Raw genomic sequence first — 20,789 nt, forward strand, 5'->3', positions numbered from 1 at the left:
TATCACCCAATAAAACTTTAAAAAGAAGAAGCAACATTGTAAAGGAGGTTGAAGAAAATTGGCTATAAGAAATTTTATTGTAAACGGAGATTTTGAAGATGGATCCCTTGATAATTGGCTGGAAGAGAATGCTGCCATAACCACTGAATTTTCTCATTCAGGTTATTATTCTGCCAGGTTAGCTGGCGGGGATATTAACTCCTATTTAGTACAATTTGTAGATGCGAATCCTGGTGAAAGTTTTGAATTTCTTGCCTCATTAGCAAAAGTTGGTTCTGACCCATCTCCACCTGTAGCACTTCTCGTAGTTTTTTATGATAATGCTCTAGATTACCTTGGCTATAGTTTAATAGATAATATTCCGCCTGGCGCTCTTCCTTCAGCAGATAATGACAATTGGCTCGAAATCTATCATGAAACAAGTCCAGCTCCTTTAGGGACAACTCAAGCACTTGTTGTCATCAATAAACTGCCATTTCCAGGAAGCGCAGATATTTTAGTAGACGATATTCAACTATTAGACACAACAAATACTGGATTACCGGGAATTACAGGGCCAACAGGTCCTCCAGGTGCTACAGGACCGGCAGGACCTACGGGACCAGCGGGACCTCCAGGTGCTACAGGACCGGCAGGACCTACGGGACCAGCGGGACCTCCAGGAACACCGGGTGCTACGGGACCAGCGGGTGCTACCGGACCAGCAGGTGCCACAGGGCCAGCAGGTGCTACAGGACCAGCGGGTGCTACCGGACCAGCGGGTGTTACCGGACCAGCAGGTGCTACCGGACCAGCGGGTGCTACGGGACCAGCGGGTGTTACGGGACCAGCAGGTGCTACCGGACCAGCGGGTGCTACCGGACCAGCAGGTGCCACAGGGCCAGCAGGTGCTACCGGACCAGCGGGTGCTACCGGACCAGCAGGTGCTACCGGACCAGCGGGTGCTACCGGACCAGCGGGTGTTACCGGACCAGCAGGTGCTACGGGACCAGCGGGTGCTACCGGACCAGCGGGTGCTACGGGACCAGCGGGTGCTACCGGACCAGCGGGTGCTACCGGACCAGCAGGTGCTACAGGGCCAGCAGGTGTTACGGGACCAGCAGGTGTTACGGGACCAGCAGGTGCTACCGGGCCAGCAGGTGCTACAGGACCAGCAGGTGCTACCGGACCAGCGGGTGTTACGGGACCAGCAGGTGCTACAGGACCAGCAGGTGCTACCGGGCCAGCAGGTGTTACGGGACCAGCAGGTGTTACAGGACCAGCGGGTGCTACCGGACCAGCAGGTGCTACCGGGCCAGCAGGTGCTACCGGACCAGCGGGTGCTACAGGACCAGCAGGTGCTACGGGGCCAGCAGGTGCTACCGGACCAGCGGGTGTTACGGGACCAGCAGGTGCTACGGGGCCAGCAGGTGCTACCGGACCAGCGGGTGCTACCGGGCCAGCGGGTGTTACCGGACCAGCAGGTGCTACCGGACCAGCGGGTGCTACCGGACCAGCAGGTGCTACAGGACCAGCAGGTGCTACGGGGCCAGCGGGTGCTACCGGGCCAGCAGGTGCTACAGGACCAGCGGGTGCTACGGGACCAGCAGGTGCTACGGGGCCAGCGGGTGCTACCGGGCCAGCAGGTGCTACAGGACCAGCGGGTGCTACCGGACCAGCAGGTGCTACGGGGCCAGCAGGTGCTACCGGACCAGCAGGTGTTACGGGACCAGCGGGTGTTACGGGACCAGCAGGTGCTACCGGGCCAGCAGGTGCTACGGGACCAGCGGGTGCTACCGGACCAGCAGGTGCTACCGGACCAGCAGGTGTTACCGGGCCAGCAGGACCAACTGGAGCTACAGGTACAGGCTTAGCAGCTGGATTTAGTGCACGAAATCAAGGAGGTATTACGGTCGGTGTTGGTGGAGCTGTACCATTTAATACACCAGAAACATCATTCGGAACCGATATAACCCAACCAACAACAACAACCTTTAGTTTAAATGCTCCTGGTTTTTACTCTGTGAGATTCATCTTATATACAACTGCAGTAAGCCTACTTGGCGGTGCTGAAATTACTGTCAATGGAACTCCTGTTTCAGGTGACTTCGCACTTGCGGCGGTTGGGGCACCATTAATTGGAGAAACAATCGTCAATGTAACAACTGCTCCAGTTACAGTTTCCATCGTCGTTACTGGTGTAGCTTTATCACTATCAACTGGAACAAACGCTCATATTCAAATTGAAAAATTAGCTTAATTAGTTAATATGTTGAAAGAGGTAGCCTATTGGCTATCTCTTTCACTAATATAAAAGGTTTCTAGTTTTTAAGTGCATTATCCAAACATTTTAAGTGTTTATGAGTATGCTATATAGACCTTAAACAATTTTTACAAAGGAGCGTGCTTTAGTTGATCACTATCAGCTTATGTATGATAGTTAAAAACGAAGAAGAAGTATTAGCAAGATGTCTTGATAGTGTTAAAGACATTGTGGATGAAATCAATATCGTAGATACCGGTTCTACAGATCGAACCGTTGAAATTGCAAAAGAATATACGGACAGGGTCTTTTTCTTTGAATGGATAGGAAATTTTGCTGCAGCAAGAAACGAATCCTTTAAATATGCCACAAAGGACTATATTCTATATCTGGATGCCGATGATGTAATATTGGAAGAAGATCAAAAAAAATTAATGGAATTAAAACAATCACTGGATCCTTCAGTTGATTCCGTTTCCATGTATTATGATGCTGGTACCGACGAATACGGGAACGTAACATTGCGCTATCGAAGAAACCGATTAGTGAAAAGAGATAAGTATTATAAGTGGCGGGGCGATTGTCATCAGTATCTTGATGTCTATGGAAAAATCATCAATTCTGATATTTCCGTTACTCATAAAAAAATTCGGCATTCCGTTGGAAGAGCATTAAATATTTATCAAAGTAAGATTGAAAGAGGAGACATTTTTACAGCTAGAGACTATTTCTATTATGGGAATGAACTAAGAGAAAACGGTCACTATGAAAAAGCAATAGAAAATTACAATAAGAATATCGAATTAACATCAGGTTGGATTGAGGATAAGCTTTATGCCTGTATTAACAAGGCTGATTGTTATTTATTCCTTGGGGATTCCGAAAATGAACTAAAAAGTTTATTCCAATCATTTGAATTTTCAAAGACTCCTAGGCCGGAAAGCTGCAGTCGAATAGGGTATAACTTTCAGCGAAAAGGAGATTACCGTACCGCTGTATTTTGGTATGGACTTGCTACACAACTTCCGCCGGACTCAGATCAATGGAGCTTTTCTTACCCAGCCTATTATACCTGGTATCCGCATTTACAAATGTGTGTTTGCTACTATTATTTAGGTGATTTTCAAAAATCCTATGAACATAATGAGAAAGCCTTTCAATATCGTCCAAATGATAAAAGAATCCTGCAAAACAGAGAATTACTCCGGAACAAATTAGCGATTAATAATGAATGATCCAAGATGTAAATAGTAAACAAAGGTTAGTTTGTATCTTACGGCAATAATTTATTACCGCCATTTAATAGTCCATTGGACAAATGCATCTTATCTCCCACCCGACACATCCATTTGGAAAATCTTACTAAAATGATCAAAAATACAATGTCTAAAATTCCTGAATACCCAAGCTTCCACCATCCGTATTGGAAATATCCCCAAGGATCCGGTAATGTGGCTAAATATTCATCATATAATATTAGCCACATTACCAAATATGATATCTTTTTTACATTAAAAAATACTACGGAAGTATAAAATAATATCAGGATTAATTATCCTATCCATTCTTATTTTTTAAATTACCTTTTTATAGAGTAATACAACCTCAGCCATTAAAGGAACCAATAGTTATATGGTTGTCAGCCTTTAAATGGAAAAGTGCCTTTCGGAAAAGTTTAAGGAAGGTTATCGTATTTAATTTTTAATTGTTTGCTTGCGAATTATGATAAAATATAGCCATTAACTTATACACCATAAAATGGAGGATTACAGCAATGACACAAGCAAGAGGTACTATTAAAGAACTTACGTTTGAAAGTAAAGAATTAGGGGAAAGCTTAACTATCCTTATTTATCTCCCTGCTACCTTTTCGCCATTATATAAATATCATCTATTAATTGCCCAAGATGGGAAGGATTATTTTCAGCTTGGAAGAATTGCCAGAGTTGCAGATGAGCTATTGGAGAACCATGAGATAGAAAACCTGATAATAGTAGGGATTCCTTATCAAAATGTACATGATCGCCGTAAGAAATACCATCCGGATGGAGAACAAAATCAAGCTTACATACGTTTTCTTGCTCATGAACTTGTACCTTATTTAGATAAAGAATTTCCAACTTTTCATATGGGAATGGGAAGAGTGCTAATAGGCGATTCATTAGCTGCGACTGTATCTCTTTTAACGGCGGCGAAATACCCTAATATTTTCGGAAAGGTTATTTTACAATCCCCTATGGTGGATGAAAAAGTGCTAGAGACAGTGGAACAACACCCTGATCCATCCTTACTTTCTGTCTATCATATAATTGGAAAAGGCGAAACAAAAGTAAAAACGACAAATGGGCAAGTTCAGGATTTTCTTACTCCAAACCGAAAACTACACCAATTGTTTAAGGAAAAGAAATTTTCGGTTTTTTATGAGGAATTTGATGGGGAACATACCTGGAAATATTGGCAACCGGATTTAAAGAGAGCTTTGAAATACATGTTTTAATCTTTGTGTGCCTATTTGGCTATATAAAAAATTTAGAAAATTTGTTATAATAGTATTATGTTCGTAAAGAATAAGGAGGTTGAAACTAATGAAATATGGAATAGTTATGTTCCCATCTAAAAAACTACAAGATCTCGCCAATTCTTACAGAATGCGTTACGATCCTCACTATGCTCTTATTCCTCCACACTTAACACTGAAAGCCGCTTTTGAATTATCTGATGGAGAAATTGCAACTTACTCTGAAAAACTAAATCAGATTGCAAAAAATCACCGGCCCGTTCCATTAAAGATTTCTAAGGTAAGTTCCTTTCAACCAGTTAATAATACAATTTATTTCAAAGTGGAGCCTACATCTGAATTACAGAATTTACAAAAGAATTTAGAAGAATTATTACCTGACGCAGTATCGGAATATGCGTTTGTTCCACATATTACGATTGGACAAAAGCTATCCAGTGATGAACATTCCGATATTTATGGTCAATTAAGAATGCTTGGTATAGACCATGAAGAAGTTATCGATCGCTTTCACCTTTTATATCAACTTGATAATGGTTCTTGGACCGTATATGAAACATATCATTTAGGAAAGGAATAAATGAAGTGAACATCGTTAAAGTGACAACAGAGGATGAACTAAAGGACGCATTTACGATTCGAAAAATTGTATTTATAGAGGAGCAACAGGTTCCCGAAGAAGAGGAAATTGATCAGTACGAGGATGCAGCAGATCATTTTGTATTATATGACGATAATAAGCCGATAGGTGCTGGCCGCTTTAGAGTAGTAGATGGAAAAGGAAAAGTAGAGAGAATTTGTATTCTCTCTTCCTACAGAGGAAAAGGTGCGGGGAAAATCATTATGGAAGCTATCGAACAGCACGCTTCTGAACAGGGATTAACTAGATTAAAATTAAATGCTCAAACACATGCCATTCCATTTTATGAAAAATTAAAATATGAAGTAGTATCCGATGAATTTCTTGATGCTGGAATTCCTCACAAAACAATGGAGAAATCATTGTAGAAAATGCCTTTTTAGGCATTTTTTTTATTTTAATACATTTATATGTTTTCCTTTTCCAGTTAATCTATAATATTGTTCAACAGAAACTATCATTTCGCTATAGATGTGGTTTTCCTTCTTTTCCGTAGCCATATAAGCAGTGTGCTTATATGGTTGAAATAGAAGGTTTGGCCGTTCGGATGGAAATAATTTCAATGGTTCCTTCTCTATTTTCCTTCCAGGCGGCGAATATTGCGTAATTGGCAAGATATAGCCCAATTTTTCCCTCATCCTTTTGAATAGATGCATATTAAAGTATATGTGATGGAAAAGAAAAAAAGACTTGCGACCTGGCAAGCCCTTAGAAATAAATTATTTCTTTTTAGGAGTATTCATCATTTTTGATAATGTGTTAAAATCTAAATTCTTTCCATCTTGTGTAATAGATTTTACCAATTTATCTTCTAATTCCTTTGGAACCTTCTTATTTGCAATTTCTGATACTCTATGAATAATACTTCGAACTGTTTTCTCATCCTTAAAATTGGCATTTTGCAAAGAGTTCGCCAATTCTAAGATTTCCTTCATATTTACGCCTGTTTTCTTTTCAATATTTTTAAATAAAGGATTATCCATAAACGTCTCGCCCTCCCTTTCAACTACATTATGTTATGTAAGAAATTCATAAATGGTGAAAGAAAAAGGCGGACAATATAGAAATGTGATAGGCCCTTGCTCATCAGCGTACGGATTTCGCGCTCACCTCGAGATAAAGGGAAATAAGGTGAGGTAGTTATGGTAAGAGGAGACGGAGAAATCCGAGCTTGGAGATCTTTGAAAGTGAAAAATTTATTTTCTACATAAAAGATGGAGCAAAACCACTATGTTTTACTCCATCTTTATGAGGACCATTGTTTAGCAAAAACATGCTCCAACAATAATTAACAATATGAACAGCACAACAATTAAAACAAAAGTGTTTCCGCAGCCATAACCGCCGCCGTATCCATATCCACAGCAGCCGCCGTATCCGTATCCTCCATAACCGAACATACAACCTCACCTCGCTTTTTTTCTACTCGTTATAGAGTATGAAACGCGGGATAAATGTGTATGGGCTTTTGGGTTTTCCATTAACAACAATTACATTTCTTTATCCTTTTGGCTTAAATAACAATGCCCCAATGAAGCCAAAGATAATTGCAGCAGAAATACCTGAGGAGGTTACTTCAAACATTCCTGTCAAAACACCGACCAGTCCATGCTTTCCTGCTTCATTCATAGCTCCTTGTACTAGTGAGTTTCCGAAGCTAGTGATTGGAATAGTGGCACCTGCACCAGCAAAATCAATGAGTGGCTCATATAAGCCAAGACCTGCAAGTATCGCACCAATGGAAACAAGTAAGCTTAAAGTATGTGCTGGTGTTAATTTGGCGACATCGAATAATAATTGACCAATCACGCAAATAATACCGCCAATGACAAATGCCCAAAAAAACATTGCAAGCATAATGTTCACCCTTTCTTTTTGAATTCCTATAAATATTCAATCGCAACCGCATGTGCAATACATGGAATAGTATCCTTTTGTTGAAAGGAAAGGGGTGAAAGTAACGCACCTGTTGCTACCACTAAAATCCTTTTTAATTTTTCGCTCTTCATCTGGTTTAGAAGATGACCGTAAAGGACGGTAGCTGAACACCCCGGACCGCTCGCTCCTGATTGTACTGGCTGATCCTTTTTATAAATGAGTAACCCACAATCCTTAAATTGTTCTTCCTTAATTGGAATACCTTTTTGTTCAAAAAGCTCTAATGCGACATTTCTTCCAATGGTAGCTAAATCTCCCGTCACAATTAGATCATAATAAGATGGATCAATTTGAAGATCCTGGAGATGTCTCTCAATCGTATCCACTGCCGCAGGAGCCATTGCCCCGCCCATGTTAAAGGGATCAGATATTCCTAAATCAATTACTTTCCCAATAGTAGCAGATAAAATTCTTGGGTGCGGTTTTTCTGCAGCCTCATTTCCTGAACCAATTAGCGCAAACCCTGCACCTGTAACTGTCCATTGAGCTGTAGGGGGTTTCTGTCCGCCATATTCTGTAGGATAACGAAATTGCTTTTCTGCAGAAGCATTATGACTGGATGCTCCAGTAATAATTTTATTTGCACCTTGATAATTAATAATAAAGGCGGATAAGGCTAACCCCTCCATCGAAGTAGCACATGCACTGAATAAGCCTAGATTAGGGATTTGATTCGTTCTTGCAGCAAAGCTTGATGGGGTTATTTGATTAATTAAATCACCGGTAATAAAAAATTGAACCTTCTCCTCTTTTATCCCTTCTTTTTTTAAAATAATATCTACAGCGTCTTCAATTAAGATTCGTTGCGCCTTTTCATAGGAATCCTGTCCCATCCATAGGTCTTCATGAAATTTGTCAAAATCATTGGCAAGATTTCCGTTTTTTTCAAATGGCCCTCCTACTACACCTGTCGATAAAATGGCAGGTTTGCTATTAAAGACCCATGTTTGTGCACCATTTAACATTACAATCCCCCCCACATGGTAAGGACGGTTTTAACCAAGGCCACAATAAAAGCGGAAAAGACACCAAACAAAATAACAGACCCGGCTAATTTAAACATATTTCCCCCAACTCCAAGAACATACCCCTCTGTTCGATGTTCGATGGCAGAAGAGATGACGGCGTTGCCGAATCCTGTTACCGGCACTGCACTTCCGGCACCTGCAAATTGTCCCATTCGGTCATACACACCAAAGCCTGTTAACAGCATGGCAAGAAAAACCATCGTTGCAACGGTTGGATTTCCAGCAGTCTGCTCTGTAAAGTTGAAAAAGTAGATATAAAAATATGTAACAGCTTGTCCTACTAAACAAATAATCCCTCCAATAAAAAAGGCACGAATACAATTTTTTAATACTGGTCTTTTCAGTTCATGTTTTTTTTGTAATTGATCATATTGAATTTGTTCTGGTGTTTTTGTTTTGTTTTTATTGGCCATATACACTCACACTTTCTATGTTAATTCTTCTTTTAATTTTACGATGTCGTTAAATCTTTTTCTTGCATCCTTTTTGGAAATCTTTCCGGCTTTTAGTGCCTCCCTTAATCGGACAGCCTCCAGAAATATTTTATAATCGCTGGATACAACAAATTTTTCATTTGGATACTCTTTTTCTAATCGATCCGTTAATTTCTTTTCAATACTTTTCATACGAAAACGATATAAATGTTTGACTTTATAGGCTACTAAGATTGTTTTATTTCCTTCGATTACAGCAACATCATAGATTTCTTTTATATTTGCTACTTCTTTTTTTACTTTGACTGGAAGTGTCTCATTGTTTTTATTGCTAAGCTTCACCGGAGTTGGCTGAGTAGTTTTAATTAAGGCCATGCTGCTTTTCTTATTATCGTTTTGATTACTGCAGCCAACTAATAACAACAGGACGGAAAAGATGATAAAAATGTGCTTGCATCCTTTGTTCATACCGCATTCCTCTCCTATAGAATCAATTGTCTAAAGATTATTTTTAGCAGAAATCAACATTTTATGAGAACGGACAGAGTGGAAAATATAGGAGGATCTTTTTAATCAAAACAATGCTTGAAGGATTGTGACTCTTTGCGAGTGGAGTTATGAATAACGGATGCGAATTGTCGCTTTAATGAATTCACTTAGGTTTCACTCACTCGTTTTTCTAAAAAATAAAAAAACAGGCATATATTATTTGCCTGCTTACTTTACTTTTTTCTTTCCACAGCCACAGCCGCTCTTTTTTACTTTTTTTACAGTAGGCGTTGTAATCAATGGTCTTGCATATGGGGGCATTGCTGGAGTTCTGATAATGGGTTTTCTCATATTCAACGGTCGTCATCCTCTCCTGTTGTTTTATACCATTAGCCATTATATGAAGGAAAGAAACTTGTAGTTCGTATTGTCAATCCATGAATTTGGTTAGCACCGCTTCGAAAATTCCTGCAAGACCGGCGATTGCTAATAAAATAATGAGAGGTTGTGCTATAGCAGGTACAATTAACCATAATATATATATAAAAGCGGAGCACCAAACTCCTGTACACCAATAGCAGCTTAATAATTCACCTATCCATGATCTCAAACCACTTCCCTTTATTTTAATGTATGTAACCGTTGTACCATTCTCATCGGTTTCATCTACTTCTTCGTGAAACGGGCTTCGAATAAATGCAGTAATTTTATCATATACAAGCAGGCGAGTGAGGCGGAAAGCTGCTAAGGAAAATAAAAACAATACAAGCCAAGAATTGATCACGGTTTTTCCCCTCTTTTTTCATCATCTGCTTATATAAATATGCCGAATCCTTATTGATTAATGACTTTTTTGTTTAATAAATCCATCCTTCTTCGCATTAATGAAAGTAGAAATGGAACAATATAAATAATGAATGCGCATACTATCTCTCCCTTAAAATTGAAAATGAACAAATTTCACAAGTAATTCGTTCGATATACTTTTCCCTTTTGCAAATAAGAGGTATAATGCAATGGGACATTATTTTAACTGTTTATAAAACTTAGTGTAAAGGAGAATAGGTTATGGCAGAAGTAGTTGAAAATGCAAAAACAAAAAACGTAACGGTAAGCCAGGAAAAATTAGATATTCTGGATCAATTATTAAAGCCGGAAGTTCAAGAATCATTGAACACATTAGTGGAGCAACTCCCAAAATTAACAGAAATGGTGAGTTTCCTTACAACATCATTTGATTTTGTGCAAAAAGTTGCTACAGATGAAATTTTAAAGAGCGATACGATTGGAGCAATTAAAGAAATTGCAGAACCAGTAAAAGACACAGCAAAAAGTGTTGCAGCTACTGTGATTGAAGCAAAAGACCGTGCAGAAGTTAGTAATGAAACTATCGGTCTATTTGGTTTGCTAAGAATGCTCAAAGATCCACAAGCACAAAAACTTTTCCGTTTTGTTGATGCTTATCTTAAAGTTACAGCAGAGAAATCCAATAACTAATTTCTTATTTTATTACTAAGGACGGAGGAGAAACTATGTCAAAGAAAATTGTCATTTTAGGCGCAGGTTATGGCGGCCTACTTACGGCATTGAATATTCGCAAGTATTTAAATAAAGATCAAGCACAAGTGACTGTTATTAATCAATATCCTACACATCAAATCATTACAGAACTACATCGTCTTGCTGCAGGGAGCGCTACTCAAGAAGCAGTTGCTCTGCCTCTAGATAAACTTTTCAAAGGAAAAGACATTGATCTTAAAATCGCAAAAGTAGAATCTTTTAATGTTGATAATAAAAAAGTAAAGCTATCTAATGGCGAACTATTAACTTATGATGCACTTGTTGTTGGACTAGGAAGTACAACGGCATACTTTGGTATTCCAGGATTAGAAGAAAACAGCATGGTGTTAAAATCTGCAGCTGATGCTAATAAGATTAAAAGCCATATTGAGGGACGCCTTCAAGAATACGCAAAAACAAAAAATGAAGCAGACGCAACTATCCTTATTGGCGGAGGCGGTTTAACTGGGGTTGAACTAGTTGGTGAAATCGCAGATAAACTCCCAACACTTACAAGTAAGTATGGTATCGATCCAAAAGAAATTAAACTACTTCTAGTTGAAGCAGGTCCAAAAATTCTTCCAGTATTACCGGAAAATTTAATTGAACGCGCCACTAAGAGCCTTGAAGATCGCGGTGTTCAATTCTTAACTGGACTACCAGTAACGAACGTTGAAGGTAATACAATTGAACTTAAGGACGGACAAAAAATTGTATCCAATACATTCGTTTGGACAGGTGGAGTTCAAGGAAATCCACTTGTAGGAGAATCCGGATTAGAGGTAAACCGTGGACGTGCTACCGTAAACGAATATCTGCAATCTACTTCCCACAACGACGTATTTGTTGTAGGTGACAGCGCTGTTGTCTTCCCTGCAAATGGCGACCGTCCATACCCTCCAACAGCTCAAATTGCTTGGCAAATGGGAGAACAAACAGGCTATAACTTATATGCTTATTTAGAAAACAAAGCAATGAAGACATTTACTCAAGTAAACTCGGGTACTTTAGCTAGCTTGGGACGCAAAGATGCTGTTGCTACAATCGGAGCAAACAATATACCTCTTAAAGGTATGCCAGCATCACTAATGAAAGAAGCAAGTAATATCCGTTACTTATCTCACATAAAAGCGTTATTCAGCTTAGCGTATTAATAAAGAAAGAACCTCCATTTCAAATGTGAAATGGAGGTTTTTTTTTATCCTACAATATTATAACCTGAATCTACATAAATCACTTCACCAGTTACCCCTCTTGATAAATGGCTGAGTAAAGCAACTGTCATATCTCCGACTTCTTCCGCCGTAACATTTTTCTTTAATGGTGCTTTTTCTTCAATCATTTTCATAATGTCATTAAATCCAGGTACACCTTTTGCAGCAAGCGTACGAATTGGTCCCGCAGAAATAGCATTAACACGGATATTTTCTTTTCCTAAATCAAATGTTAAATATTTTACACAGGATTCAAGCGCTGCTTTTGCTACTCCCATTACATTGTACCCTGGTATTGCACGAGCAGCCCCAAGATAACTCATCGTAACAATAGAACCGCCTTCTGTCATATAAGGCTTCGCTGCCTTAGCTGCAGCTACTAATGAATAGGCACTAGTATCTTGCGCAAATGCATATCCTTCTCTGGAAGTATCAATAAAATCACCTTTTAAATCCTCCGCATGAGCAAAGGCAACGGAATGAACAACACCATGGATCACTCCTACTTTTTCACCAATTTCATTAAAAGCATTTTGAACGCTCTCATCATTATTTACATCACATTGAACAACCAAGCTTTTAGGATAATTATATTTTTCAAGCAGTTGAGTTAATTTTCCTAGTGAACGTTCCAATCTGTATGTAAAAATTAAGTTTGCCCCTGCATTGTGAAGAGACTGTGCTACTCCCCATGCTATACTGCGTTCATTTGCAACACCCATGACTACAATGTTTTTATCTTTTAGTTTTAATAAATCTTCCATTTTATCCTCCAACAAAATATTATGTTTCTCTTTATATTATACCTGGTTTTAGCAGCTGTTACTATATTTGAAACACTTCATTTTTATTTTAGGGTGATTTGGTCAGGAGAAATCCACTCATATGTGTATTTCCCTATTCTCCCTGAACGCAAAATCACCCCTAAATTTATTCAATTTCATCGTATTACTCGCAAAATTCAAGCTCCCGCTTCAGTTCATCTGCATACTCTTTTGAACCTGTAATAATTAAACGATCATGTAAATGCAACTGTGTATCCCCATGCGGCACAATAGAGTCATTTCCGCGGAATATCCGTACGAAAATAATATCTCCTGTGAATGGGAACCTTCTTAATGTCATTCCTTCAAATTCGTGATTTAACATCGTGATTTCAAATAGCGATGTCTCTTTATTAGTTAATAAATTGATTATATCCGGTGATTCAATGAATGCCCGTAACAATGCTTGTGTGGACAGCAATGTAGAAAAAAACTCTACCCCCTGTTCCGTCGTTGATTCTTCAAGACTTGGACTTTCAATACGGGCAATCACTCTTTCAACCCCCTTGCGCTTAGCAATCCCTGCTAATTCAGAATTAATTTCCTCATTTCCTGTCATAATAACGACAATATCAGCTTCAAATATCCCTGCCTTTTCCAGTGAATCTGATTCATAATTTTCAATTTCAATGACATCAAATAGGGAATCAGCAATTTGATTTTCCGCTTTATCTAATTTCGTGTGATACAAGGTTGGCGAATACAAGGATGATTTTAATTCCCTATTAACTGACATGGTCAATTGATTTGCCCCGACAAGCGCAACCTTCAATTTGCGTACTTGAATATTTTCTTTTGGAAATAACTTTCTAAAGATAATTGGCGTAATAATGCATGTAATGACTGCCACTAATATTAGCGTACCGCTCATGCTTGTCGAAATAACTCCTATACGTTCCGCAATTTTGGCTGCCGCAATGACCAACGAAAGGGTCGAGGTCAGCAAAAATGCAGAGGATACAACCGTTTTCGTATCATACCATTTTTTTAAAAGCAGGACCGGAAAAATTTTCGAAATAAAAAAGGCAATCATTAAAAGTGGAATAAACATTAGCAATTTTGGATCACTCAGCATGGAATGTAAATCCAAATCTACCCCAACCATGACAAAGAAAATCGGGATGAGAAAGCCATATCCAAAAGAATCAAGCTGCCGAACCATTTCTTGATTTGGCGATAATAAGGACACGAGTGTCCCCGCTAGGAAGGCACCAAGAATATTCTCTGCTCCAACAGATTCCGATAACGCAACTAAAATAATAATTAGCGTAAAAATAGCTCTTGTTCCTATTTGCACTGTTCCTGTGGAAAGCTTTTTAAATAAGGATCTTTTTTTAAATCCCTTTGCAATAAAATATAACAGAACTCCACCTGCAAACAAAATCAATAATAGCCACATATTGCTTGTTTCTTTGCCTGAGAGAGAAACAAAGACTGCCAATAAAATCATCGTAACTAAATCTGCGATTACAGCTATCAATAAGATAATCTGTCCTATTCCAGTCTTCATAATATGTGCGTCTTTCAAGGTTGGCACTACAACACCAAGTGAAATAGTGGATATAATTAATGTCATAAGGAATGCATTATGAATTAGTCCGATAAAGACAAATACATAGGATAGAATAACAGAAACGATAAATATGCCGATAAAGATAATAATAGCTACCTTTAAACGGTTTGGTTCTTTCTTCCCGTTCGGCAATGTTACTGACTTTTTTCTGCTTACAAATGCTGAAAAATCTATTTCAACTCCACTTAAAAACATTAAGAAAATAAACCCTAAAGTGGATAATGTGTTAAGCCAAGTGTCTTTTTCAATTATATCGAACCCGCTTTTTCCAATAATTAACCCTACGATAATTTCACCGATTACGACAGGTATAAAGGATAGTTTTAATCGGTGTAAAAGGATTGGCGTTAAAAACGCAGCCACAATTACAATCAATAATGAAGCAACAGATGTATGTGCCATTGTTCATCTCCCTTCTAAAATAATTCAACTCTAATATCAAGAGTTAACCTGAGCCGAATGGGAAAAAATAGCCGTTAATTCCCTAAATTTGCCGCTAATTTCATTTAGCCTGCCGAGCCATTGCTATAACTATTTCTAGTGTTATTTTCGCCAGTTCTGGTGATTATTCCGCCAGTTCCGGTGATAATCACCGCGAAATGATTATTCGTAAATTATCCCTATTCGGCTAAAACACAATTAAAAAAATTGTTAGTTTCTATCCTAACAAGATTCTTTACTTTTGGCTAATAATAACCTTATTCATTTTTCAAATTTATTTTACCCATGGGAAGGAGGATTCATATGAAAATGGATATTATCGGGGATATTCACGGTTGTTTTAGTGAATTTCATCAATTAACTATACAGTTAGGTTATGTCTGGAAGGATGGGATTCCAGTTCATCCAAGCGGCCGTTGTCTTGGATTTGTGGGTGATTTAACGGATCGTGGCCCGGAGTCGCTAAAGGTAATTGATATTGTCTACCAGCTGTGGAAAGAAAAACAAGCATATTATGTGCCGGGAAATCACTGCAATAAACTATATCGGTATTTTTTAGGAAACAAGGTGCAAGTAACCCATGGACTTGAAACAACTGTTGCGGAGTTATCTGCATGTACTGATCAACAAAAAAAACACTACAGAAATATTTTTGTGGAAATGTATGAAAACTCACCACTCTATTTGCTGTTAGATAATAACAGGCTTGTGATTGCACATGCTGGAATTCGTGAAGATTTTATTGGAAAAATGAATAGTAAAGTAAAAACGTTTGTTCTTTATGGAGATATTACAGGGGAAAAACACCCGGATGGTTCACCTGTAAGAAGAGATTGGGCAAAATTGTACAATGGTAAACCAACCATTGTCTATGGACATACACCGGTTTTAGAACCAAGGTTTATCCGTAATACAGTTAATATCGATACGGGAGCGGTTTTTGGAGGAAAATTGACTGCCCTTAAGTACCCGGAGATGGAAACAATTTCTGTGCCATCTTCCTTGCCGTTTGTTGGTGAGAAATTTAACCATTTTGATTCTTAATTAAGAAGGCAGCGATGAACATTTTCCTATCTATCATCATACCCGATCATTTTCCCACACGAAGTGTCCTTCATAACCCCGTGAAGGACACTTCGCTTATTTTCAATCTTTTTCTTGTCCCTCATAACTCCGATGAAGGTCACGTTGCTTGTTTTTTATCACTATCTTGTCCCTCATAACCCCGATGAAGGACACTTCCCTTGTTTTTTATCACTATCTTGTCCCTCATAGCCCCGATGAAGGACACTTCCCTTGTTTTCTTTCTATTTCTTGTCCTTCATAACCCCGTGAAGGACACTTCCCTTGTTTTCTTTCTATTTCTTGTCCTTCATAGCCCTGATGAAGGACACTTCCCTTGTTTTCTATCAATACCCGGTCCTTCATAACTCCAACATCCCAGTTAATTTCCATAATATGGCTTCGAATGTACATTCTCAGAACTGAAACTGAGGTATTTACCTTTTAGTTTTTTTATAAAAAAAACAGCACTAATTAAAAAGTGCTGCTTACATTACGGCCTGATATCTTCCGGAATTTCACTGTGAAACGTCATTTCCTCTTTCGTTATCGGATGTATAAAGTGTAAATCACTGCAATGCAATGCTTGTCTTGTAAACTGAGTTGTGTTCCCACCATATAGGTCATCCCCTAACAAAGGGTGACCGATATAGGACATATGGACACGAATTTGGTGTGTCCTTCCAGTATCTAACCACACTTTCACATGGCTAAAACCCACATGCTGTTCCAGCACTTCAAAATGAGTGCACGCATATTGACCGTCCGGCCTGACTTCCCTTTCAATGATGCTTGTTTCTTTTCTCCCAATTGGAGCTTCTATTGTTCCGAAATTGTCTGTAAAATAACCTTCTGCTAATGCTTGGTATGTTCGTTTGATTTGCCTTTTTTGCTGTAACAAGCTGCATAGATGATGAATATATCGATGCTTCGCAATGAGTACCAACCCAGACGTATTTCGATCCAGCCTTGTAACTATATGGGCAGATGATTCAATGGATTGCTTCTCATAATAGCCCATTAATGCATTTGCTAAACTGCCTGTCGGATGCTCCCTCGAAGGGATGGTACTCATATAAGGAGGCTTATCAATAACTAGAATGGATGGATCCTCAAAAACGATGTTTAATGGTATATTTTCACTTACCAATGTCTCGCTTCGCTCTTCCGGCGGGAAAACAATATCTAATTTATCTCCAGTTCTCAGCTTATATCGAACATTTTCTTCCTTCCCATTTACCGAAATATTCCCGCCGTTAAACTTAATATCTGTTAATGCTCTCCGGGAAATTTCGTGCTCCGCCAAAAATTGTTTGATCCATTTATCAGCGTCTTTCTCCTCAATTACCCAGTGTAAGTTAAATGGTGCCACAGGACCCCTCCACTGTTATCATCTTTGCGAAATCCACTATCTGTCTAAAGTGAAAAAATAGGGCCCGCAAAATCAATATTTTATTGATCTTTATCTGCAATAAAAGAATCATGTACCCTTGTCCAAAAAGGTAATGGACGAAATCTTGCAAACCGGATTTTTTCATTCGCCACACGGAATTGAATGGATTTTACATCCTTATGCAGCAATGTTAAATGATCAATCGTTATCATGAAATCCTGATCTCGAACAGGCTTTAATGTGCAGGTATGATGCGATGGCAAAATCAATGGTGAGCCGATTGTCCTGAATACCTTGTTATTAATCGATGCCATTTCCGCCAATTGAATGGCCTGCAATGATGGATGGATAATGGCACCACCGAGGGCTTTATTATAAGCGGTGCTGCCTGATGGGGTGGAAACACAGAGACCATCTCCTCTGAATCGTTCAAAGTGCAGACCCTTAATTTCAATATCCATTACCAATGTACCTTCCACACATTTAACGGTAGATTCATTCAAAGCCAAATATCTTGTTTCTTTTCCACCGTGTTGATATCGAATAATCACTTCAAGAGTCGGATATTCCACCACTTGATAAGGGGTTTTAGCAATAGCGATTACCAGTTTTTCAATTTCATCTGGAACCCAATCTGCATAAAAACCAAGATGCCCTGTATGAATTCCAACGAATGCCGTCTTATCTAATCTTGAGCTGTAACGATGAAAGGCATAAAGAAGCGTCCCGTCTCCGCCCACGGAAATTACAATATCAGGCTGCGATTCATCATATGTTAAACCAAAATCCTGTAAATATGTACGAATTTTGTGCATTAATGCATTTGATTGTGCATTTCCTTTTGAGGTTATTGAAAATTTCAAGTAATTACACCTTCCTTCCAAACTAACAACTATTCATTCGAAATACTGTATTCGTATTGATCGTTGTTTTTCGTACATTGTTATAAATCCTAATGTAGACTGAGTTTCAGGTCATTTTTTCATTTATTCTTAATCTAAATATAGGCTTCGTCTAGTTTTAGAAAAGAGCCTTTTTTAATTCCTGCTTTCCTTATCCGATTTATTTTTTTCCTTATTTTTTGTGAAAAAAGCCTGTGCCTCTTGAATTTCTTCTCGTATTTCTGACATTTCTTCGTCTAGAAGAAATGCTGCTTCTGCAGCTCTTTGCAGGCGCATTTTTATATCTTCAGGGAATTGACCACGATATTTATAATTTAGGGAATGCTCAATGGTAGCCCAAAAATTCATTGCCAATGTTCGTATTTGTATCTCAGCTAGTATTTTTTTCTCACCATGAATTGTTTGGACGGGGTATTCGATGACAACATGATACGACCGATAACCACTTGATTTTTTATTAGTAATATAGTCTCGTTCTTCTACTATTTTGAAATCGTTTCTTAATCTTAAAAGAGAAACAACTTTTTTTATATCATCCACAAATTGACACATCATACGCAAGCCAGCTATATCCTGCATTTCTGCTTCTAATCTGTCAAGCGGTATCTTCTTTTGCGTTGCCTTATCAAGTATGCTTGATATTGGTTTTACTCGGCCGGTGACGAATTCTATCGGTGAATGTATATGTTCCTGTTCAAAAAGTGTTCTCATTCCTTTTAATTTTACTTTTAATTCATCTACTGCCTGCTTATACGGAGCTAGAAATTGGTCCCAATGATTCATTAGGCATAACCCCCTTCTTGTTTCCAAGCGATGTATTCTATAGTTGAATTTTTAAGAGCAGTGCAGGCTCTTACAACCTTATGTATTTGATATTGACATCTAAGACTCCCAATCCCTTTTTTTCAACATTTATTATATCTTATAATGCTTGGTTATTGCGAATGAAATATTAGCATTGATAAAATACGGTTATTGCGTGGAAATTTTTATTAAAGGGGTCTAATCATTTATGAGCAGTGAATTGGAAATCGAATTTAAAAACCTAGTGACAGTGGACGAATTCACGAAATTGATTCATGAATTTAACATCAAAAAGGAAGACATGGTCATACAAAAAAACTATTATTTTGATACTCCAGAGTTTGACATAAAAAATATAAGCTGTGCTCTCAGAATCAGAAAAAAGAAAGGGGATTATGAGCTGACTTTAAAACAGCCTGTGAAGGATGGTAATTGGGAAACAAATGAAAATCTTGAAGAACCAGCAGCACTAAAAATGATTGAAACAGGCTATCTCCCTGATGGTGAAGTGAAAAATACATTAACAGATTTAAATATTGATTTTAACACCCTTTCTTGCTTCGGAAGTCTAACTACCAAAAGGGCTGAAATTGCTTATTTAGGGGGATTATTAGTTTTTGACTATAGTTCCTATTTAAATAAAGAGGATTATGAGATAGAATATGAAGTAACAGATAAGAATAAGGGGGAAGAAAATTTTCGCAAATTACTGGAGCATTTTCAAATACCCCTTAGACTATCGGAAAATAAAGTTATTAGATTTTATCGAGAGTACAAGAAATGAAAAAATGGACATTAATTTTATGTATCCGACAATTGTATGATTATGGCGATACAACAATGCTCACGAGTTTAACGAAAAAAATTAAATGTTCTATTCTAAAAGTAGGAGAGGCACTTTAAAGATGAATGTAAATCAGCTTAAAACGATAATGGAACTACAAGCTTTGCAAAATCTATCGTCTGCAAGCACACTAGCTTCAACAGAAGATAACAGCAGTTCATTATTTCAAGAGCTTTTAGCTAATGCATTACAAGACTTATCGGACAATTCCTCAACGGGTATGAATACAATAAGTGGATTATCATCCCCTGCCAATTATATTAATACTCTTCCGTTGTTAAACACAATCGAAAATAATGATAGTGTTCCCAAAGATCTGGACAGCCTTATTAAGAATGCAGCGAATAAATATGACTTGCCCGAAAATCTAATAAAGTCCGTTATTAAACAAGAATCAAATTTTAATCCAAAAGCTGTTAGCAGTTCCGGTGCTTCCGGATTGATGCAATTAATGCCATCTACGGCCAAAAGTCTCGGTGTGACGAATATATTTGACCCGGCTGAAAATATTGATGCAGGATCAAAATATTTAAGGAGTATGCTGGACAAATTTGATGGAAACATCGTATTAGCTCTTGCAGCATACAATGCCGGTCCAGGTAATGTCGAACGATATAATGGAGTACCTCCATTTAAGGAAACACAAAATTATGTCAGACGTATAACCAGTCAATTAGTATAGCCGCTGTAACAATTGTGCAGCGGTATTTTTTATGATTTGAATTTCCTTGAAGAAAGTATAACGTATAGATATTTGTAAAAAATAAAACAATTATAAGCTATTTGTTTGTGTTATTAATAGGTCATTGCTAAAATAAGTATACATAATACAACTATTAAGGTTATTTTCTATACAAATGCTGCTTTTTTTCTAACGTTTCAT

The 20,789-nt window shown here is 38.2% G+C and carries 26 protein-coding genes; 11 read left to right on the top strand and 15 right to left on the bottom strand.

Annotated features, from left to right (window positions below; translation table 11 throughout):
- Positions 1–58 precede the first annotated feature (58 nt).
- A complete protein-coding gene (locus AN964_RS16570; RefSeq protein ID WP_055740749.1) occupies positions 59–2,239 on the top strand; it encodes an NTTRR-F1 domain in 2,181 nt (726 codons plus the stop codon).
- A 152-nt stretch (positions 2,240–2,391) separates the two neighbouring features.
- Positions 2,392–3,477, top strand: a complete 1,086-nt coding sequence (locus AN964_RS16575; protein WP_055740750.1) for a glycosyltransferase — start codon at positions 2,392–2,394, stop codon at positions 3,475–3,477.
- Positions 3,478–3,515: 38 nt separating this feature from the next.
- Here the strand turns inward: AN964_RS16575 and AN964_RS16580 are convergent, their stop codons facing one another.
- Positions 3,516–3,734, bottom strand: coding sequence for a hypothetical protein (locus AN964_RS16580; RefSeq protein ID WP_055740751.1), 219 nt, complete (start codon positions 3,732–3,734; stop codon positions 3,516–3,518).
- A gap of 282 nt (positions 3,735–4,016) precedes the next feature.
- Here AN964_RS16580 and AN964_RS16585 point away from each other — a divergent pair, with 282 nt between their 5' ends.
- The 3 genes from AN964_RS16585 (at position 4,017) to AN964_RS16595 (ending at position 5,768) form a co-directional block, all read left to right on the top strand.
- On the top strand, positions 4,017–4,739 hold the full coding sequence (locus AN964_RS16585) for an alpha/beta hydrolase (protein ID WP_055740752.1): 723 nt from the start codon (positions 4,017–4,019) through the stop codon (positions 4,737–4,739).
- An 88-nt stretch (positions 4,740–4,827) separates the two neighbouring features.
- On the top strand, positions 4,828–5,340 hold the full coding sequence (locus AN964_RS16590) for a YjcG family protein (RefSeq protein ID WP_055740753.1): 513 nt from the start codon (positions 4,828–4,830) through the stop codon (positions 5,338–5,340).
- A gap of 5 nt (positions 5,341–5,345) precedes the next feature.
- Complete coding sequence (locus AN964_RS16595; RefSeq protein ID WP_055740754.1) at positions 5,346–5,768, top strand: GNAT family N-acetyltransferase; 423 nt, start codon at positions 5,346–5,348, stop codon at positions 5,766–5,768.
- Between the two features lie 24 nt (positions 5,769–5,792).
- On the opposite strand, the gene AN964_RS16600 is transcribed toward AN964_RS16595, so the two are convergent.
- From AN964_RS16600 to AN964_RS16635, 9 genes are all read right to left on the bottom strand, one after another.
- On the bottom strand, positions 5,793–6,026 hold the full coding sequence (locus AN964_RS16600) for a hypothetical protein (protein ID WP_055740755.1): 234 nt from the start codon (positions 6,024–6,026) through the stop codon (positions 5,793–5,795).
- A gap of 93 nt (positions 6,027–6,119) precedes the next feature.
- Entirely contained in the window at positions 6,120–6,383 is a 264-nt protein-coding gene (gene spoVIF / locus AN964_RS16605) for a sporulation-specific transcription regulator SpoVIF (RefSeq protein WP_055740756.1), read from the bottom strand.
- A 279-nt stretch (positions 6,384–6,662) separates the two neighbouring features.
- Positions 6,663–6,800: a YjcZ family sporulation protein gene (locus tag AN964_RS25685; protein ID WP_083489383.1), complete on the bottom strand. Its 138-nt coding sequence runs from the start codon at positions 6,798–6,800 to the stop codon at positions 6,663–6,665.
- Positions 6,801–6,900: 100 nt separating this feature from the next.
- Positions 6,901–7,257, bottom strand: a complete 357-nt coding sequence (gene spoVAE, locus AN964_RS16610; RefSeq protein WP_055740757.1) for a stage V sporulation protein AE — start codon at positions 7,255–7,257, stop codon at positions 6,901–6,903.
- Positions 7,258–7,283: 26 nt separating this feature from the next.
- The gene (spoVAD, locus tag AN964_RS16615; RefSeq protein ID WP_055740758.1) at positions 7,284–8,303 is read right to left on the bottom strand and encodes a stage V sporulation protein AD; all 1,020 of its coding nucleotides are present in this window, start codon (positions 8,301–8,303) and stop codon (positions 7,284–7,286) included.
- Positions 8,303–8,779: a stage V sporulation protein AC gene (gene spoVAC / locus AN964_RS16620; protein ID WP_055740759.1), complete on the bottom strand. Its 477-nt coding sequence runs from the start codon at positions 8,777–8,779 to the stop codon at positions 8,303–8,305. The genes spoVAD and spoVAC overlap by 1 nt, the downstream gene beginning before the upstream one ends.
- A 15-nt stretch (positions 8,780–8,794) precedes the next feature.
- Positions 8,795–9,268, bottom strand: a complete 474-nt coding sequence (locus AN964_RS16625; RefSeq protein ID WP_055740760.1) for a YhcN/YlaJ family sporulation lipoprotein — start codon at positions 9,266–9,268, stop codon at positions 8,795–8,797.
- A 249-nt stretch (positions 9,269–9,517) separates the two neighbouring features.
- Positions 9,518–9,646 carry a hypothetical protein gene (locus AN964_RS27330; protein WP_268888416.1) on the bottom strand — a complete coding sequence of 43 codons (129 nt, stop codon included), beginning with the start codon at positions 9,644–9,646 and terminating at the stop codon, positions 9,518–9,520.
- Positions 9,647–9,719: 73 nt separating this feature from the next.
- Positions 9,720–10,073, bottom strand: a complete 354-nt coding sequence (locus AN964_RS16635; RefSeq protein ID WP_055740762.1) for a DUF1360 domain-containing protein — start codon at positions 10,071–10,073, stop codon at positions 9,720–9,722.
- A 284-nt stretch (positions 10,074–10,357) separates the two neighbouring features.
- Here AN964_RS16635 and AN964_RS16640 point away from each other — a divergent pair, with 284 nt between their 5' ends.
- Positions 10,358–10,786, top strand: coding sequence for a helical membrane plugin domain-containing protein (locus AN964_RS16640; protein ID WP_055740763.1), 429 nt, complete (start codon positions 10,358–10,360; stop codon positions 10,784–10,786).
- Between the two features lie 35 nt (positions 10,787–10,821).
- Complete coding sequence (locus tag AN964_RS16645) at positions 10,822–12,003, top strand: NAD(P)/FAD-dependent oxidoreductase (protein WP_055740764.1); 1,182 nt, start codon at positions 10,822–10,824, stop codon at positions 12,001–12,003.
- A gap of 44 nt (positions 12,004–12,047) precedes the next feature.
- Here the strand turns inward: AN964_RS16645 and fabI are convergent, their stop codons facing one another.
- Both fabI and AN964_RS16655 read right to left on the bottom strand, forming a co-directional pair.
- On the bottom strand, positions 12,048–12,827 hold the full coding sequence (fabI, locus tag AN964_RS16650; RefSeq protein WP_055740765.1) for an enoyl-ACP reductase FabI: 780 nt from the start codon (positions 12,825–12,827) through the stop codon (positions 12,048–12,050).
- Positions 12,828–13,011: 184 nt separating this feature from the next.
- Positions 13,012–14,862, bottom strand: coding sequence for a monovalent cation:proton antiporter family protein (locus AN964_RS16655; protein ID WP_055740766.1), 1,851 nt, complete (start codon positions 14,860–14,862; stop codon positions 13,012–13,014).
- Between the two features lie 342 nt (positions 14,863–15,204).
- Here AN964_RS16655 and prpE point away from each other — a divergent pair, with 342 nt between their 5' ends.
- Positions 15,205–15,945, top strand: coding sequence for a bis(5'-nucleosyl)-tetraphosphatase PrpE (gene prpE / locus AN964_RS16660; protein WP_055740767.1), 741 nt, complete (start codon positions 15,205–15,207; stop codon positions 15,943–15,945).
- 511 nt (positions 15,946–16,456) lie between these two features.
- Here prpE and AN964_RS16665 read toward each other — a convergent pair.
- The 3 genes from AN964_RS16665 to yjbM all read right to left on the bottom strand — a co-directional run bounded on the left by AN964_RS16665 (position 16,457) and on the right by yjbM (position 19,041).
- A complete protein-coding gene (locus tag AN964_RS16665) occupies positions 16,457–17,335 on the bottom strand; it encodes an RluA family pseudouridine synthase (protein ID WP_055740768.1) in 879 nt (292 codons plus the stop codon).
- Between the two features lie 80 nt (positions 17,336–17,415).
- The gene (locus AN964_RS16670; protein WP_055740769.1) at positions 17,416–18,219 is read right to left on the bottom strand and encodes an NAD kinase; all 804 of its coding nucleotides are present in this window, start codon (positions 18,217–18,219) and stop codon (positions 17,416–17,418) included.
- Positions 18,220–18,393: 174 nt separating this feature from the next.
- Entirely contained in the window at positions 18,394–19,041 is a 648-nt protein-coding gene (gene yjbM, locus AN964_RS16675; RefSeq protein ID WP_055740770.1) for a GTP diphosphokinase, read from the bottom strand.
- Between the two features lie 229 nt (positions 19,042–19,270).
- Here yjbM and AN964_RS16680 point away from each other — a divergent pair, with 229 nt between their 5' ends.
- Genes AN964_RS16680 through AN964_RS16685 form a run of 3 tightly spaced genes read left to right on the top strand, consistent with a single transcriptional unit; the run spans position 19,271 to position 20,588 of the window.
- Positions 19,271–19,846: a CYTH domain-containing protein gene (locus AN964_RS16680; RefSeq protein ID WP_055740771.1), complete on the top strand. Its 576-nt coding sequence runs from the start codon at positions 19,271–19,273 to the stop codon at positions 19,844–19,846.
- The gene (locus AN964_RS27335; RefSeq protein ID WP_280513069.1) at positions 19,843–19,965 is read left to right on the top strand and encodes a hypothetical protein; all 123 of its coding nucleotides are present in this window, start codon (positions 19,843–19,845) and stop codon (positions 19,963–19,965) included. The genes AN964_RS16680 and AN964_RS27335 overlap by 4 nt, the downstream gene beginning before the upstream one ends.
- Positions 19,966–19,967: 2 nt before the next feature.
- Positions 19,968–20,588: a lytic transglycosylase domain-containing protein gene (locus tag AN964_RS16685; RefSeq protein WP_055740772.1), complete on the top strand. Its 621-nt coding sequence runs from the start codon at positions 19,968–19,970 to the stop codon at positions 20,586–20,588.
- Positions 20,589–20,789: the final 201 nt, after the last annotated feature.

The sequence above is a fragment of the Heyndrickxia shackletonii genome (genome assembly GCF_001420715.1).
Taxonomy (GTDB): Bacteria; Bacillota; Bacilli; order Bacillales; family Bacillaceae_C; genus Margalitia; species Margalitia shackletonii.